Raw genomic sequence first — 14,568 nt, 5'->3', positions numbered from 1 at the left:
TGTGAGATCGTATGCCCCCAGGCCGGTCCAACCCTCGGCTCGGCAGCTTGACATGCCTCCGCGGCCGGCCGGGGGGCGGCGCAAGCTACCGTCTCCAGCGTGATAGCGTGTCCCACGGCAAGGAGATAGTCCCACTCGGGCGAGTGGCGGAATGGCAGACGCGCACGGTTCAGGTCCGTGTGTCCTAACGGACGTGGGGGTTCAACTCCCCCCTCGCCCACGAGCCGGCCCGTCGTGCTTGCCAGCCCCTTCGGGTTGGCTGCGCGGCGGGCCGCGACGCTTTCCGGGGGGTGACCCCCCGAGACCCCCCAGAGGGCTGGGGTGCGGTGGCTCCGAACGCTTCGGCTTCCTGTGCGTGGGGCCCAAAGGCTGGTTTTCGGTTGGGGGCTGGCCGGGGGGCTCGGTCTCGCTTCGCTCGATCTCGGGGGCGTGGGTCTTGCTCCGGAGCGTGTTGTCTCAGCCTCTCTCTGCTGGTCTGGAAACATGCTTGGCATCCCGGCCCGCCAGCTCGAGTCCGGGTCCAGGGCAGAGGGCGCCGACGCGGCCAGCCGGTCGGCCACGGGTGGCGGGCGTGAAGCCGGGCACCGCTGATCCCGTTGCCGCCTCTGCGGCGTGCGGAATGACTGGGGCTGCGAGCAGCGACTCAAGTTGACGGCCCGGCCCAGTGGCGCGCTTCACCCCGGAGAAGCGGCTGACGCCCCGATGCCCGGTTTTAGGCGAAGCAAACCCCCGAGATCGTGCGAAGCGGGATTCGGTCCCTTAACCAGCACAAGCCAGGGTCAAAACCGTGGTCAGGGCGGGCGGCCATGGGGGGTGGACCGGTTGGCGGTCCGGAATGTCTCCCACATCGGGATGAGTACCGGTCGGCGCACCGGGTACTCCGACCCCGATCACGAAGGTCGGAGGTCACCTCGTCAGCGTCCTCCGCCGGACAGGCCCTCGGAGGGAGTAACGCAATGGGAATCGGTGCCGGAGTATTTCTGATGGCGCTCGGCGCGATCCTCACGTTCGCGGTCGACGTGACGATCTCCGGGCTCGACATCGCGGTCGTCGGGATCATCCTCATGCTGGCCGGGGCGGTCGGGCTCGTCCTGGAGCTCGCGGTGTTCGCGCCCCGGCGGCGGCGCGCCCTCGTGACGCGGTCGGATGTGGACGTCTACCCCGAGGCCGGGGCGTACGAGGAGCCCCCGGCCCAGGCCCTGCGGGTGCACCGCCGCACCACCCGGCAGGTGGACGTCCCGGCGGACTATGACGTGGACGGGCGCGCCGGGTACCCGCCGGTGCGTTGACCGGAGTCGTTCGCCGTCCGGCCGGTGGCCCGCGCAGTGGCGGGTCGCCGGCCGGACGGGTGTTCGGTGTTCAGCCGGAGGCCGCGGCCATTCCGAGCGGTGGCTGCTGCGGGCAGGATTGCAGAACCTGCCGCATGGCATCCGCCTCGGCCTGTTCGACCCAGAGGCCGTAGCGGGATTTCAATCCGACCTGGCGCGCGATGTAGGCGCAGCGGATTCCGGGGCTCGGTGGGAGCCATTCGGAGGCGTCCTGGTCGCTTTTCTGCTGGTTGATCGGGCCGTCGACGGCCAGCAGGTTCTCCGGGTCGTTCGCGAAGCCGAGGCGTTCCTTCGCGGTCCATTCCAGTGCGCCGGTGCGCCAGGCGTCGGCCAGCGGGATCACGTGGTCGATCTGGACGGCCGACGAGTTGCGCCCGCGGTCGAACCGGATGATTCGGGTGGTGTACGGGTCGCGCAGCTCGCCGGTCAGGACGATGCAGTCGTCGTTGCTGCGGGTGGTGATGCTGCGCAGGTCGCGGTGCAGGATGTCGTTGCGGGTGTCGCAGCCGTTGTGGTCGACATCGCTCCAGGCCGTCCCGAACTCGTTGCGTTTGTAGGGCGGGGAGTTGTCCTCGGCGCGGATCGACAGCGTGCCGAGCACCTGGAGGGCCGAGCCTGCGCCGGGCGGGGCGCCCGCGCCGCTCACCCCGCCGCCGGGTGCGGGCGCGGCGGTCGGGTCTCCCGCCGTGGCGTCGAGGACCTCGTCGCACCCGCCGACCAGCAGGATGATCGCGACCGCGCACAGGGCGCCGGCGGCGCGGACCAGTCGCCCGCGTCCCGCGCCGCCGAGGCCGGCTCCGCCACGGCCCGTTCCGCGGCGGCGCCTGGCGCCAGTGGCGCTCGTGGGCCCCGCGCCGGCCGTGCTCTCGCCCACTGTTGTCCCCGATCTGCTCGGCGTGGCCGGCCCGCTTCGCACGTCCGGTTCCGTCCGTCTACGGCCGTTTGCGTCCGTGACGGCCACCGTAGCCTGCGTCGATGCGGATCCGTGTCCGGTCCCGTCGGCTGGGCTCCGGGAAATGGCCGGATGGGCGGGCCGATGCCCATACAGTGTTCTGGCATGTACGGCGGGCCAACCGGTGGCGGGACGACTGACCATGATCTGGGCCGGCCGCGTGCCGAGCCGGTGTTCTCGCGCCGGGCCGGTGCGGAGACCGCGCCCGCCCGGCACCTGAGCTCGATCCCGGTGCCACCCGGGCCGGCGCGGTCGAGGTCGGTCTCCCGGCCGCCCGGCTCGCCGCGGCCGCTGCGCCGCGACGCCGAGCGCAACCGTGAGCGTGTGCTCGCCGCCGCCCGTGAGCTGTTCGTCGAGCAGGGCCTGGACGTCGGCGTCGACGAGATCGCGAAGCGGGCCGGGGTCGGGATGGGCACGCTGTACCGGCGGTTCCCGAACAAGGACGCGCTCATCGAGGCGATCCTCGGCACGGTCGTCGATCATCTGCGCTCGATCGCCGAGGACGTGCTGGCCACCGAGCCACCGACGGTGGCGCTGCGGTCGTTCTTCATCCGGTCGATCACGACCGAGGTCTGCCAGTGGGCCTTCCTGTCGAGCCGGCTGTGGAGCGGGCGGACCAACGAGCTGCTGTTCGCCGATGTGGTCCCGCTGATCGGCGAGATGTTCACCCGGGCGCAGCAGGCCGGGGCGGTGCGGTCGGACGTCGTGCTCTCCGACCTGATCGTGCTGGTCCGGTCGATGCGGGTCGTGCTGGACCTGACCGACGGTTTCGCACCCGAGGTCTGGCGGCGCCATCTCGATCTCCTGCTCGACGGCCTGCGGCCCTGTTCCGGCAACGCCGTCCTCGACGTCGGGCCGATGCCGTTCGACGCGCTCGCGATCTCGGCGGCGGCCAGGCCGCTCGTCTGACGCCCCCCGGGGGCCGTCGCAGCTGGCCCGGGTCGTTACGGCTGGATCGTGACGCCCTGGCTTTCCGGCCGCTCGTGCAGCTCGAGCTCCTCGGCCTCCGCGTCCACGGGGATGTCGAAGACGAAGGTGCCCGTGACCGTGGCGCCGGCGGAGATCGTGTCCCAGATCCCGTCGTTGATCCAGTAGCGGGCCAGGAAGTCGGCGGCATGGCGGCCGCCGTCCGAGGTGTGCAGGTACTGGTTGGAGTTGCTCAGAACACGCTCGGCCGTTCCCACATTAGTGATCTTCATGTCCACCAGGCAGAACTGGCCGTTCGGGCGGCGGGCCAGAAACCCGTCGCCGACGCGGTCGGCGCCACAGCTGATCTTGCTCGCGGTGAACTCGAGCTGGTCGTCGCGGACGGGTGTGTTCAGGCCCCCGCTGCGCGGAGTCGTCGGCTGCTGGGACGCCGCGGGCCGGTCGCCGGCTCCCGAGGCTGCTCCCGGATCGTCCGAGCCGCCGGCGACCGAGCTGATCAGCCAGGCGGCCAGGACGACTGCGAGCGCGGCAGCGCCGAACAGGAGCACGCGGTGCCACGTGGAGCGAGGCTGGCTGGTCCCAGAGGGGACGGGCGGGCGCGGCCCCTGCACCGGCGGGTTTGGCCCGTGCGTGGGTGGGCGCGGTGCCGCGCCAGCACCGGCGGGGCGGAAGCCGGAGGGCCCGAATCCCGCGGGGCCGCCGCCGGGAGCCGGCCCGCGTGCCACTCCGGGGGCCCCGGAGAAGGCCGGCGCGCCCGCCGGCGCCGGAACAGCGACACCGGACGGCCCCACCCCGCCACCGTGACCTGGGTGGCCGCCGTGGCTGGCCGGGGCCCGCTCACCGGACGTCCCCGGGGCGATCCGGGTCGGCGCGAGGCCGGGCAGGGTCGTGCCCCTGGTGAGGTTCAGCAGTTCCTCGGCCTGGCCGACGGCGCTGGCGCTCGGCCGCCCGGTGCCGTCGTCCCGGCCGTCGCCGGATCGGGTGGGCGGCAGCGAGATCAGGCTCAGCAGCAGGTCGCGGGCGTTCGGGCGGTCGTCGGGGTTCTTGGCGAGGGCGGCCGCGACCAGCGCCTTCAGATCGTGCGGCAGGCCGTCCAGGGCCGGGCGGGAGCCGACGATACGGGTGCTGAGCTCCAGGTCCGTCCCGGTGCCGAACGGGTGGTGACCGGTGCCCGCGTAGGCGACCAGGATGCCCCAGGTGAACACGTCGGCCTCCGGGCCGATGGCCTGGCCGTTCACCTGCTCGGGGGCCATCCAGCCGGCGGACCCGAAGCCCCACGCGGTGGGTTTCGCCTTGGCGCCCTCGAGCGCCTGCGCGATGCCGAAGTCGATCACTCGGGGGCCGGACATCGACAGCAGCACGTTGCTCGGCTTGAGATCACGGTGGACGAGACCGGAGCCGTGGATCGCGGTCAGCGCGGTGGCCACGCCGACGGCGAGCCCGGTCAGCGTGGAGCCACTGATCGGGCCGTTCTCCACCGCGTGGTCGAGCCGGACGCCGTCGATGAACTCGGTCACCAGGTAGGGGGCGGCCGCGTCGGGGTCGGCGTCCAGCACCTCGGCGGTGCAGAACGGCGCGACCCGGCGGGCGGCGTCGACCTCCTGCCGGAACCGCCGCCGGAACTCCTCGTCGGCGGCCAGGTCCGGGCGGACGACCTTCACCGCGACCCGGCGGCCGGCGGACTCTGCGAGGTACACCGTGCCCATCCCGCCCGCGCCCAGGCGGCGCAGCAGGCGGTACGGACCGATCGCCCGGGGTTCGTGCGGGTGCAGGACCTCACCGGGTGGCGCCATGCCACCCGGCTGCCCGCGCGCCGCCGGAGCGACGCGTTCCCCGTTGTGATCCACGATGATGTTCCACCTTCGGTGCCCGGGGTAGCGGCTCTACGCCTGTTCGCAGTCTGCACCAACGCGGCGACGGCTCCGCGCGTGCCGAAGCTATGGCCGGATTCTCCGGCCACGGCGCGGAACGCCCGGCGGGTCGGTGTCGTCGGTGTCAGAGTCGTCGATACCAGAGCGGACGGCGCAGCGGTGCGCCCCGGACCAGTCCGCATCGCGACACCCCGGACGGGAGCACCGCTGATGACCGAGACCGCCGGGCCGTGGCTGGCCTGCCCCTGGTGCGGTGGGCAGGTGCCGCTGGCGCACCTGGTGCCCTCGGACGAGGAGCCCGGCGCCGTGGTCGCGGTCTGCGCGGGCTGCGGACGCCGGGTGACGATCACCCCGCCGGACGACCCCCGGGCCTGACCGGGGGTCGCGCCTGTCAGCGCTCGAGCTCGTTGGCGACCGCGTGGACGACCTTGGCCACCTTCTGGGCCGCCCTGCGGTCGGGGTAGCGCCCGCGGCGCAGGTCGCGTTGGACGTCGTCGAGGACCTTGATCATGTCTTCGACCATGCTGTGGAGCTCGTCGGGGCTGCGCCGTGAGGCGTTCGCGGCGGCCTTGGCAACGGACGGAGGAGCACTCAGAATGCGCAGCGAGAGCGCCTGATCGCCCTTCCGGCCGGCGGCAATGCCGAACTCGACCCGATCGCCGGGCTTGAGGCGATCCACACCGGACGGCAGAGCGGCCTTGTGGACGAAGACGTCGGCGTCGCCGTCATCACGGCTGAGAAAACCGAAACCCCTGTCGACGTCGAACCACTTGACTTTGCCGGTGGGCACGGGCGACCTCGTTCTGCGTTGCGGATCGGCGGATTGACACGCGGTGACGGATTCCCAGGCTATCCGGCGCCCGCCTCATGTGTAGCCCCTTCGCGGACGATGACACCGCGTGGCCGGGGCCCGACATCGTCCCCGGATGACCACGCCGATGTTCGTCCGACACCGGACACTTCGTGGCTGACTGCGGAATATGGAGCGTCTGTCCGGTAAGGCGAGTTCTTCCGGAGCCCAAGGACGTTACAGAAGACGCATCCGGGGCAGGACCGCCGTGCGCGTGACGCGGAACGGTCGCGCTGCAGGACACAAGCGCACAAGGCGCGCACCAGCGGACGCACCAGCAGGAGCACACAACGCGCAACCAGAAAGAATCGATCGTTCGGAGGAGTGAGCTCCATGTCGAAGCCCGACCGTGATCTCGACTTCCGCGACGCGGACGCTTTCGCCGAGGCCGAGGACAGCCGTCGCCGCGACGAGAACGCGCACGCCGACGGAGGTACCGCCGACGCCGCGGCGATGCGGGAGGCCGACGGCCTCTCGGCGACGCCGAGTGAGGCCGCCGCCTACCGCGAGCACGTCGAGCGGGGCGCCCGGCAGCAGGGCGAGGGCGCCCCGACCTTCTGAGGCGCTGATCCCGATCCGGGTGTCAGGCCGGCTCGGTCTGGCGCCCGGGGGCGGGAAGGAGCTCGTTCATCGAGCCGGACCGGAAGCCCCGGGGATCGACCTCCGCGTGGGCGAAACCGGACTCGACGACCACCGAGACCAGATCGGGACGGGCCACCAGTCCGGCCACGTGGTCGGCATCCACCTCGATCCGGGCGACGTCCCCGAGATCGCGCACGCGCAGGTCGCGGATGTGCAGGCCGGCCGCTGCCGTGGCCACCCGCAGCGCCGTCTCGGCACGCTCCACCCGGGCGAGCCGGGCCGGGCTGACCCGCACCCCGTAGGCGATCCGGCTCGCCAGGCAGGCCGCCGCCGGCTTGTCCCAGGTGGGCAGCCCCCAGGCCCGGGACGCGGCGCGCACCTGGGCCTTGGTCAGACCGGCGTCCAGCAACGGCGTGCGCGCGCCCCGGCTGGCCGCCGCGCCGATGCCGGGCCGGAACCCCGCACGCGCGTCGTCGGCGTTGGTTCCGGTGACCACGTGCGCCAGACCCAGCTCGACGGCCAGCGGCGCGAGTGTGTCGACGAGCTCGGACTTGCAGAAGTAGCAACGGTTGGAGCTGTTGGCGCGGTAGCCCTCGTGGCTCATCTCGTCGGTCGCCGGGAACAGGTGGCGCACCCCGAGGCCGGTGGCGAAGCGGCGGGCCGCGTCGAGTTCGGCCGCGGGCAGGGACGCCGACACGGCCGTGGCCGCGACCACGGCGTCGGGGCCGAGTTCCCGCGCGGCGGCGGCCAGCAGGAAGGCGGAGTCCGCGCCGCCCGAGAAGGCGACCAGCACCGATCCGAGCTCACCCAGCCGTGCGCTGAGCGTGCCCAGGCGCCGGCGGAGCACCTCGTCCGCCAGCCAGGCCGGGAAGGCCGCCAGGTCGGGCAGGACGACGTCCGCCCCGGCCGCGGTCAGGTCGTCCGGCGGGCAGGGGCCGGTGGGCACCGCGACGGAGGCCGCCCCGCCCGCGCGCGCGCCGTGGACGTCCCCGACGTGGTCGCCGACGAAGACGTCCACGCCGTGCTCCTCGATCGCCGCGCCCTTGGTCTCGGCGAACAGCCAGCCCGCGACGTGGTCCGCTGTGATCCCGATGTGCTCCAGGCTGGCCCGGGCCAGCGGCTCGCTCTTCGCGGTCACGACCACGACCCGCCCACCGGCGCTGCGGACCGCCTCGACGGCCTCGGCGGCGTGCGGCATCGCGACGGAGACGGGCACCGCGTGCACCGCGTAGAGCTCGCGATAGCGGGCGGCCCGCCGGGCCACCTCGTCCGCCGGGAACCAGCGGGCGATCTCGTCCTCGAGCGGGGGGCCGAGACGGCGCACGGCGGCCTCGCCATCGATCGTGACGCCGGTCTCGGTGGCCAGCTCGGCGAAGGTGGCGACGATCCCGCGGCGGGCGTCCAGCAGGGTCATGTCCAGGTCGAAACCGACGACCAGGGTGGATGTTCTCCAGGGGGACACCCGGCGAGCCTAACCAGCCAGGCGGACGGGCCGCCGAAAGCCGGTAAGGTCCGCGGGTGTGACCAGGGTTGTGGTGGATGTGATGCTCAAGCCGGAGATCCTCGACCCGCAGGGCCAGGCGGTGCTCACGGCGCTGCCGCGCCTCGGCGTGGCCGGGATCAGCGGCGTTCGCCAGGGCAAGCGTTTCGAGCTGGACCTGGACGGCGAGGCCGACGCCGAGGCGCTGGCGCGCATCGAGCACCTCGCGTCGACGCTGCTGGCGAACCCGGTGATCGAGGACTATGTCGTCCGGGTGGAACCAGCGCGGGTGGAAGCCGACTAGGCGGAGCCGCGCCGCCGCGGTGAGCCGCGGCGGCGGCGGCGGTCAGAGCACGGTCAGAGCACGGTGGGGGCGAGCGGGGTCTCGCTGATCATGGGGCGGCCGGCGGCCTGCCAGCCGATCATCCCGTTCACGAGGTTGCGGGCCTGCCAGCCCTCACGGGCCAGGTGCGCGGTGACGGCGGCCGACCGGCTGCCGGAACGGCACACCACGACGATCTCCCGCTCCCGGGGGACCTCGCTGATGCGGGCCAGGAAGTCGCCCATCGGGATGTGGACCGCGCCGTCGATGTGACCGGCGGCCCACTCGTCGGGCTCGCGTACGTCGACGAGCAGCGGGCCACCCTCGGCGGGCAGGTGGACGGGAAGCTCCGTCACGTTCACGGTCGGTATCTGCTGGGGACTCACAGCGCCATCCTGCCACCCGCCGCGGGGCTGGGCGGATGCGGCGTGGCGCTCACCTGAGCAACCTTGACATCCGCCGGTCGGCCAGAACCCGCCCGCCGGTCTGGCAGGTGGGGCAGTACTGCAGCGAGCGATCGGCGAACGACACCTCCCGGACGGTGTCCCCGCAGCGCGGGCAGGGTAGCCCGGCCTGGCCGTGCACGTTCAGCCCGAGCTTCTTCTCCGCCTTGAGGTCGCCGGCGGCCAGGCCCTGCGCGGCACGCTCCGCGTCGCGCAGCACGCCGGTGACGGCCTCGTGGAGCTTGGCCGACCTCGTCGCCGGCATGAACGTCAGTGTGACACTCCCGGCCCTGCTCACGGGCCCGGCGCGGCTCTGGCTACGCGCCGGTGGTCAGAGTGCTGGCGGTCGGGGCGGTGGCGGTCGGGGCGGTGGCGGTCAGGGCGCCGGCGGGCAGCTCCGGGACGAGGCCGGCGGCGGCGGCGCGCCCGAGCAGCTCCCGGACGGCGGCGAAGCCCTCGTCCCCCAGATCGAGAGTGAAGTCGTTGACGTAGAGCTCGATGTGGGCGTTCGCGACCTCGGGGGCCATCTCCTGCGCGTGCTCGATCACGAAGGTCGCGCTGGCGGCCCGGTCGGCGAAGGCCGCGGCCACGCTGGCCCGCACGGCGGCCGACAGCGCGGCGGTGTCGAGCCCGCGGCGGGCCACGATGGCGCCGAGCGGAATCGGGAGCCCCGTCCGGCCCTCCCACCAGTCACCGAGGTCCGCCACCGCGGTCAGTCCGTAGGACGGGTAGGTGAACCGCGACTCGTGGATGACCAGCCCGGCGTCGTACTGGCCGTCCCGGACGGCGGGCATGATCCGGTCGAACGGCACGACGTTGATCGAGCCGATGCCGAGCTGCTCGGCCCACAGCCGGAACAGCAGGTAGGCGGTGGTGCGGGTGCCCGGGATGGCGACCGAGGCGCCGCGCAGGTCCGTCCGCCCGGCGGTCAGGACGAGCGGTCCGCACCCGCGGCCGAGCGCGCCGCCGGCGGTGAGCAGCGAGTAGCGGTCGAGCAGCCACGGCAGGGCCGCGTAGGAGACCTTGACCAGGTCGTCCCGGCCGTCGGCGGCGCGGGCGTTCAGCACGTCGATGTCGGCGAAGGTCGTCGACACCGCCGGGGCGCCCGGGACCAACCCGTGGATGAGCGCGTGGAAGGCGAAGGTGTCGTTCGGGCACGGTGAGATGGCGAGCGTCAGCTGGTCCGGCGCCGGCGCTCCGCCCTCGCTTCCGATCGGCGGTGTACTCATGCGCGACCTCCTGGTCCGTTGCCTCCCGAGGGCCCGGGCTAGCCCGTCGGCCCCGACTCCTTCTCCGCGCGGGGGGCGGGTACCAGGCCCTCCGGGTGTGCCACGAGCGCCGCCGCCGCGGTGCGCAGGCTGCCCAGCGCGGCCTGCGTGTTCCACGCCGCGCGGTCCCGCCGGCCGACCGGGTTGCTGACCGCGCGGATCTCCGTCACCGGAACACCGAACGCACCCGCGGCAATCCCGACGGCGTACCCCTCCATCGCCTCGGCGACCGGGTCCAGCCGTGCTGTGAGCGCCGCGGCCCGCCGCTCCGTCCCGGTCACGGTCGACACAGTGAGGACGGTGCCACTCACGATTCTGCGCCCGGTGATGTCGAGAACGGTCGTCAGCCGCCGGACGAGGTCGGCGTCGGGCTGCAGGGTCGACGAGCCGAGGCCCAGGTCGTCCATGGTCAGGAACGCGCCCGCCGCCACCGGGCCCGGTGGCGGGCCGGGCTGGTACGGGGGTGCCCCGGCGGGGTGGAAGCCCAGGTTGCGGTCCATCTCGTTGATCCGGACCGGGGCTGCCGGCTCGGCCGGCTCGTCGAGTCCGGACTCGGCACCGAGGTCCGCGGCGACCATCCGGTCGGCGATCACCAGGTCGCCGACCTCAGCCCAGCCGCGGAAACCGCCTGCGATCCCCATCGAGATGACCAGCCCGAACGGCTCGCCGGCCGCGCTCGCGACCGCCAGGGCGACGGCCGTCCCGGCCGCGGACGCCGGACCAGCCGGGCCGGCGGCGAGAACGGTCACCGGACCGCGCCGGCGCCCGACGTAGGGCCCGAGGGTCGAGGTGGTCAGCAACTGCCGGTCCCAGTCGGGCGAGACCAGGCCGCCGGGCCCGGACGGAGTGCGCGAGCGACCGCGCGACCAACTCCCCATCAGACCGGCGCACACCGCGTCCGCCTCGGCGTTCACCGCGGTGACGATGAGGGTGCGGGTCATGACCTGCTCAAGATCATGGTTTGGACGTGTCCTCGTCTTCCGTCGCGCCGTTGGGGCGCCGGTCTGCGACCAGGCCACCGTGCCGGACGGCGCAGTGACGGCACGATCCCTGTGATGTGGTGCAAACCGGACTTAGTTGACGGACCCTAGCACCGCGATCGACCCTCCGTGGTTCCGAGCACCCGCTGTGATCTGGCGCTCACGGTTATCTCCAGGCGCGGCGGGTGGCCTGCCCTGGGGGAGCTATCGTGGCCGGTCGCGGCGCCAGCGGCCACGGCGGGCGGAGCCGTCCGGAGGGTCGGGATCCTCCAGCGTCCGCGGCACCGCGGGGGTGGGCACACCGGGCTGCTCCTGCCCCGCCGTACCCGGCCCGGGTGTCCCGCCCGCGTCCGGCCCCGGCGGCCTGTCCTGGACCGGTTCCTGCTGGTACGACTGCTGTCGGCCCTGCCGGTAGCCGTTCTGCTGGTGGCCCGGTTGCCCGGAGTCCAGATGGTAGGGCTGCTGGTAGGCATGGTGCAGCTGCGGTGCCGGGCCGTACGCGCCGCCCGGGCCCTCGGCCGCCGCCGGCCCGGGGACGGGCGGGTGCCCCAGCGGGTTCGTAGCGTCGGGATCGCCGCCGGCCCACTGCCCGCCGCCGACGGGCCCCCGCCAACTGACCGGGACGTCGGCCCGCGGATCGGGGGCGTACCAGCCGTTCATGGAACCCGTGGGCACCGCACCCGCGGGTGCGGTGCTGACCGGTGGGGGACCGACCGCGGTGGGGTCGGTCGCTGTGGGATCGGCGACAGCGTGGTCGGTTGTCGCGTAGCCGGTTGTCGCGTAGCCGGCCGGCGCGGGAACGGTGTCGGCGACGGGCGCGGACGGCTGCGCCGGTGCCTGCGGGCCCGCCCACGGCGGCTTGGCGCCGGTGGTCTCCCGGGCCGTGGGCCGGTGGCGCTCGCGGGCCTGGCGGCGGGCCTCCCGCAGCGCCCGGGACTGCAGGACGAGGGCCAGCCCGACCGCCGCCGCGGCGAGCGCGAAGCCGAGCGTGCCCGGCATCTCGATCAGCCCGAACGCGCCGCCGGTCACCCAGCCGAGCTGCAGCGCAGTCTCGGAGCGGGCGAAGGCCGAGCCCCGGGTGTCCTCGACGATGTCGCGCTGGATTATGGCGTCCAGCGCCAGCTTGGCCATCGAGCCCGCCGTCATCGCCAGCAGGGCCGCGACCAGCGAGGTGAACCGGGTGTACGTCACCGCGGCGACGAGGCATCCGCTCGCCGCCAGCAGCAGGCCCAGCATGAGAATTCCCTCGGGACGCCGGCGCCCGAGCCGCCCGCCGATGAGGACGCCGATTCCGCTGCCGAATCCCGCCGTCGCCGCGAGGGCGCCGAGCCACAGGTTGTTGCCGCCGTTCGTCCGCAGCAGGAATGCCAGGTAAAAGGTGAGGAAGCCCACCAGTCCGCGCAGGACCAGCGTCGCCCGCAACGCGACGGGCAGCGCGCCGAGCGCCGCGGCGAACCGGGTGCGCAGGTTGCCCCGCCGGCGCGGGCCGGTGAGCTCGCGCAGCGTCCGCTCACCGGCCGCGGAGTCGACGTGGCCGGGCAGGTTGAAGGCCAGCAGCACCCCGGCCATGTAGATCAGCGCGCACACCCGCAGGACCCACGGATAGCCGACGAACGGGATGTTGGCCAGCCCGAGGCCGACCGGGGCGACGATCGCGCCGGCGACGATGTTGACCAGGGAGATCCGGGAGTTGACCTTGACCAGGGTCATCTCCGGCGGCGTGACTCGCGGCACGACGGCGCTGCGGGCGACGCCGAACGCCCGCGACAGGACGAGCAGCCCGAGGGCGAGCGGGTAGACCGCGAGCCCGTCCAGCGCGCCGGCCAGCTGCCAGGCCAGCAGGCACCGCCCGAGGCAGATGGCCGCGAGCGCGGTGCGCCGCCCGTAGGCCACCCTGTCCAGCAGCGGCCCCACGACCGGGGCCAGCAGGGCGAACGGCACCATCGTGATCAGTAGGTAAAGTGCCACCTTGGACCGGGCCTCGCCGGTCGGCACCGCGAAGAACAGCGAGCCGGCCAGCGCCACCGTGACGAGCGCGTCGCCCGCCGCGTTGACGAAAGACAACTCGGTCAGCGAGGACAGCCCGGACTGTTGCGCGCCGTCGCGGCGAATGGTCGCACGCAGGCGGTTGAGTCCTTCGGTGAGCGTGCTTCCCGGCTTCACTCTGCCGAGTGTCCTCGCCAGTACCGCTCGAGACCACGACCACATCGGGCGGGGCGACCGTCGTTGGGTGAGAATACGTGCCGTGGAAGCACTAGAAGTTCGTTCCGAGTCGGCTGGGGCCCGTGGGTCCCGGGGTTCGTCGGATGGTGCCGGCGTTCCCCCCGCTGGCACTGCGACGGATCACAGTGAGGCCACGGCGCCGTCCCCCGCGGACGAGAAGCCACGCCGGCCCGTGCGCCGGTCGTCGCGCCGTACGCGGGCGGCAGCGGCCGAGCCCACTCCCCCGACGTCACCTGACGCGCCAGCCTCCGCCGCCGACGCATCGGGTGACCCGCCCGCCGGTGACCCGCCCGCCGGTGGGCCGCCCGCCGGTGGGCCGGCTGATGCGTCCGTCGACGTTCCGGCTGGTGCGGTGTCGGGGCACGAAAGTGCGGTGCCCGGGACATCCGAGCCCGAAACCCCCGCGCCGGCGGCGCGGGCGCGGATCGCGCGGACGGGACGTCTGCTGCGGGAGCCCGTCCTCGACGCGGTGTGCGCCGGCGCGGTGGACCTCGCCCGTGCCGCGGCCGAGGAGGAGGCCGATTCGCCCGCAGAGGTCGGCAGGCACCTCGGTGTCGAGGCCGAGGCGGAGCGGCTCGTCCTGCACCGGTTCGAGTGCCTCTCCCGCGCCTACGTCGGCTGGACCTGGACCGTCGTCGTCGCGCGTGCGTCGCGCATCCGGAAGGCGACCGTCAACGACGTCATACTGACGCCGGGCGAGGGCGCGGTGCTCGCCCCGGCCTGGGTGCCCTGGTCCGAGCGCCTGCGGCCGGGTGACGTCGGCGTGGGCGACCTGCTCCCGACGGCCGTGGACGACCCCCGGCTGGCGCTGCGGGCGAGTGACGCGGAGGAGATCGACGACCCCGAGGCCTGGATGGGGCTCGGGATCGGCCGCCCCCGGATGCTGTCGACCTTCGGCCGGGAGGAAGCCGCCGAGCGCTGGTACGGCGGTGACTCCGGGCCGGACGCGTCCATCGCCAAGGTCGCGCCGGCGGCCTGCCTGACCTGCGGCTTCCATGTCCGGCTCGTCGGTGCGCTCGGCCGCCTGTTCGGGGTGTGCGCGAACGAGCTCGCCCCGGATGACGGCCGGGTCACAGCCGTCGACCACGGCTGCGGAGCCCATTCGGAGGCGCTGATCGCGCCCTCGGCGCATCCGGAGCCGGTCCCCTTCGACGAGGACCCCTCCGACCTGACTCCGACCGACATCGAGCTGGTCGGGGTGGCCGCGCACTCCCCGGGCTCAGTCCCGGACCAGCCCCCCGGCACCGCCGACGCCGACGCCGGCCCGGAGCCCTACGGCCACTCCTGATCTGGTCGGGCACCTGCTGTCGGGCCGGGCGAAATGATGTGTGGCGATTGAGTG

15 protein-coding genes and 1 tRNA gene are annotated in these 14,568 nt (G+C 73.6%); 7 read left to right on the top strand and 9 right to left on the bottom strand.

Annotation, left to right across the window (positions count from 1 at the left end):
• The first annotated feature begins 137 nt into the window (after window positions 1–137).
• Window positions 138–220 (top strand) — tRNA-Leu (locus AC559T_RS18420).
• Between the two features lie 736 nt (window positions 221–956).
• Window positions 957–1,289, top strand: a complete 333-nt coding sequence (locus tag AC559T_RS18415) for a DUF6458 family protein (RefSeq protein WP_071063968.1) — start codon at window positions 957–959, stop codon at window positions 1,287–1,289.
• Between the two features lie 70 nt (window positions 1,290–1,359).
• Here AC559T_RS18415 and AC559T_RS18410 read toward each other — a convergent pair whose 3' ends face one another.
• Window positions 1,360–2,202 (bottom strand): HNH endonuclease family protein, encoded by an 843-nt coding sequence (locus AC559T_RS18410; RefSeq protein WP_112109367.1) that lies wholly within the window; start codon window positions 2,200–2,202, stop codon window positions 1,360–1,362.
• Window positions 2,203–2,385: 183 nt separating this feature from the next.
• On the opposite strand from AC559T_RS18410, the gene AC559T_RS18405 reads away from it, so the two are divergent.
• Window positions 2,386–3,189 carry a TetR/AcrR family transcriptional regulator gene (locus tag AC559T_RS18405; protein WP_498869536.1) on the top strand — a complete coding sequence of 268 codons (804 nt, stop codon included), beginning with the start codon at window positions 2,386–2,388 and terminating at the stop codon, window positions 3,187–3,189.
• 35 nt (window positions 3,190–3,224) lie between these two features.
• Here AC559T_RS18405 and AC559T_RS18400 read toward each other — a convergent pair whose 3' ends face one another.
• A complete protein-coding gene (locus tag AC559T_RS18400) occupies window positions 3,225–5,054 on the bottom strand; it encodes a protein kinase domain-containing protein (protein WP_498869535.1) in 1,830 nt (609 codons plus the stop codon).
• Between the two features lie 234 nt (window positions 5,055–5,288).
• On the opposite strand from AC559T_RS18400, the gene AC559T_RS18395 reads away from it, so the two are divergent.
• Complete coding sequence (locus AC559T_RS18395; protein WP_165938627.1) at window positions 5,289–5,453, top strand: hypothetical protein; 165 nt, start codon at window positions 5,289–5,291, stop codon at window positions 5,451–5,453.
• 16 nt (window positions 5,454–5,469) lie between these two features.
• Here AC559T_RS18395 and AC559T_RS18390 read toward each other — a convergent pair whose 3' ends face one another.
• A complete protein-coding gene (locus AC559T_RS18390; RefSeq protein ID WP_012157590.1) occupies window positions 5,470–5,868 on the bottom strand; it encodes a cold-shock protein in 399 nt (132 codons plus the stop codon).
• 393 nt (window positions 5,869–6,261) lie between these two features.
• Here AC559T_RS18390 and AC559T_RS18385 point away from each other — a divergent pair, with 393 nt between their 5' ends.
• Window positions 6,262–6,489: a hypothetical protein gene (locus AC559T_RS18385; protein ID WP_112109371.1), complete on the top strand. Its 228-nt coding sequence runs from the start codon at window positions 6,262–6,264 to the stop codon at window positions 6,487–6,489.
• A 22-nt stretch (window positions 6,490–6,511) separates the two neighbouring features.
• Here the strand turns inward: AC559T_RS18385 and larE are convergent, their stop codons facing one another.
• Window positions 6,512–7,972 carry an ATP-dependent sacrificial sulfur transferase LarE gene (gene larE, locus AC559T_RS18380; protein ID WP_498869534.1) on the bottom strand — a complete coding sequence of 487 codons (1,461 nt, stop codon included), beginning with the start codon at window positions 7,970–7,972 and terminating at the stop codon, window positions 6,512–6,514.
• A 58-nt stretch (window positions 7,973–8,030) separates the two neighbouring features.
• Here larE and purS point away from each other — a divergent pair, with 58 nt between their 5' ends.
• A complete protein-coding gene (gene purS / locus AC559T_RS18375; RefSeq protein WP_012157592.1) occupies window positions 8,031–8,294 on the top strand; it encodes a phosphoribosylformylglycinamidine synthase subunit PurS in 264 nt (87 codons plus the stop codon).
• Window positions 8,295–8,347: 53 nt separating this feature from the next.
• On the opposite strand, the gene AC559T_RS18370 is transcribed toward purS, so the two are convergent.
• From AC559T_RS18370 to AC559T_RS18350, 5 genes are all read right to left on the bottom strand, one after another.
• Entirely contained in the window at window positions 8,348–8,698 is a 351-nt protein-coding gene (locus tag AC559T_RS18370) for a rhodanese-like domain-containing protein (protein WP_071063959.1), read from the bottom strand.
• 49 nt (window positions 8,699–8,747) lie between these two features.
• Window positions 8,748–9,020 (bottom strand): zinc finger domain-containing protein, encoded by a 273-nt coding sequence (locus AC559T_RS18365; RefSeq protein ID WP_498869533.1) that lies wholly within the window; start codon window positions 9,018–9,020, stop codon window positions 8,748–8,750.
• A 52-nt stretch (window positions 9,021–9,072) separates the two neighbouring features.
• Window positions 9,073–9,984, bottom strand: a complete 912-nt coding sequence (locus AC559T_RS18360; RefSeq protein WP_498869532.1) for a 1,4-dihydroxy-6-naphtoate synthase — start codon at window positions 9,982–9,984, stop codon at window positions 9,073–9,075.
• Between the two features lie 38 nt (window positions 9,985–10,022).
• Window positions 10,023–10,964, bottom strand: coding sequence for a futalosine hydrolase (gene mqnB / locus AC559T_RS18355; protein WP_012157596.1), 942 nt, complete (start codon window positions 10,962–10,964; stop codon window positions 10,023–10,025).
• Window positions 10,965–11,207: 243 nt separating this feature from the next.
• Window positions 11,208–13,211, bottom strand: coding sequence for an MFS transporter (locus tag AC559T_RS18350; protein WP_498869531.1), 2,004 nt, complete (start codon window positions 13,209–13,211; stop codon window positions 11,208–11,210).
• A 388-nt stretch (window positions 13,212–13,599) separates the two neighbouring features.
• Here AC559T_RS18350 and AC559T_RS18345 point away from each other — a divergent pair, with 388 nt between their 5' ends.
• Window positions 13,600–14,514 carry a DUF3027 domain-containing protein gene (locus AC559T_RS18345; protein WP_498869530.1) on the top strand — a complete coding sequence of 305 codons (915 nt, stop codon included), beginning with the start codon at window positions 13,600–13,602 and terminating at the stop codon, window positions 14,512–14,514.
• The last annotated feature ends 54 nt before the right edge of the window (window positions 14,515–14,568 follow it).

The sequence above is a fragment of the Frankia sp. Hr75.2 genome, assembly GCF_949319125.1.
GTDB classification, from domain to species: domain Bacteria; phylum Actinomycetota; class Actinomycetes; order Frankiales; family Frankiaceae; genus Parafrankia; species Parafrankia soli.
This window is presented reverse-complemented; position numbering and strand designations above follow the sequence as displayed.

Coding starts and splice junctions, on each gene's coding strand:
- mqnB (WP_012157596.1), bottom strand. CDS start 10,964: ATGACCCGCACCCTCATCGTCACCGCGGTGAACGCCGAGGCGGACGCG.
- AC559T_RS18405 (WP_498869536.1), top strand. CDS start 2,386: ATGTACGGCGGGCCAACCGGTGGCGGGACGACTGACCATGATCTGGGC.
- AC559T_RS18395 (WP_165938627.1), top strand. CDS start 5,289: ATGACCGAGACCGCCGGGCCGTGGCTGGCCTGCCCCTGGTGCGGTGGG.
- AC559T_RS18385 (WP_112109371.1), top strand. CDS start 6,262: ATGTCGAAGCCCGACCGTGATCTCGACTTCCGCGACGCGGACGCTTTC.
- AC559T_RS18415 (WP_071063968.1), top strand. CDS start 957: ATGGGAATCGGTGCCGGAGTATTTCTGATGGCGCTCGGCGCGATCCTC.
- AC559T_RS18360 (WP_498869532.1), bottom strand. CDS start 9,984: ATGAGTACACCGCCGATCGGAAGCGAGGGCGGAGCGCCGGCGCCGGAC.
- AC559T_RS18350 (WP_498869531.1), bottom strand. CDS start 13,211: ATGTGGTCGTGGTCTCGAGCGGTACTGGCGAGGACACTCGGCAGAGTG.
- AC559T_RS18365 (WP_498869533.1), bottom strand. CDS start 9,020: ATGCCGGCGACGAGGTCGGCCAAGCTCCACGAGGCCGTCACCGGCGTG.